This window comes from Collinsella sp. CLA-ER-H9, from assembly GCF_040092295.1.
Taxonomy (GTDB): domain Bacteria; phylum Actinomycetota; class Coriobacteriia; order Coriobacteriales; family Coriobacteriaceae; genus Collinsella.
In genome coordinates this window covers 1-533 of sequence record NZ_JBBNLV010000044.1, presented here as the reverse complement: position 1 = coordinate 533, position 533 = coordinate 1, and the positions used below count along the sequence as shown (strand labels likewise).

At 54.0% G+C, this 533-nt stretch carries 1 rRNA gene; it reads left to right on the top strand.

The features are described 5' to 3' along the window. Window positions 1–117, top strand: a 16S ribosomal RNA gene (locus tag AAAX73_RS09735); the annotation flags it as partial. Window positions 118–533 lie beyond the last annotated feature (416 nt).

Genomic DNA, 533 nt, shown 5'->3' with positions numbered 1-533 from the left:
CACCCGAAGTCGCCGGCCCAACCGTCAAGGGGGGAGGCGCCGAAGGTGTGGAGGGTGAGGGGGGTGAAGTCGTAACAAGGTAGCCGTACCGGAAGGTGCGGCTGGATCACCTCCTTTCTAGGGAGATCAATTCTTAGAGAGACAAACTTTAACTCGAATAGAGGGCAGGAGCCCGTCCGGCAGATGTCTTCCCGGTACGTCCCCGCAGCACCCGGTCCCCGGGGTCGCACCCGCGTACCTTGAGAGCCGCATAGCGATAGGAGAGAGATGGAAGAGTTTCTCTTCCAGACTCGATTCTTTTCTGCGATTAAAACAGAGAATGATAGCAATCATTCATCCGATCCAAACAAGAAGAATTCACTTAATAATGAGTGAGGAGCATCTGATCGCGAGCACAGTGAAACAGACTGTGCCGCGGTATGAGATACCCGAATTGCGACATACGAGCGCTATTCATGATATCGATTAATTTAATTTAGCGACACGTGGATATCCCGCGGGCCCGATGCGGTCCCGCAAGATACCACGGGCGC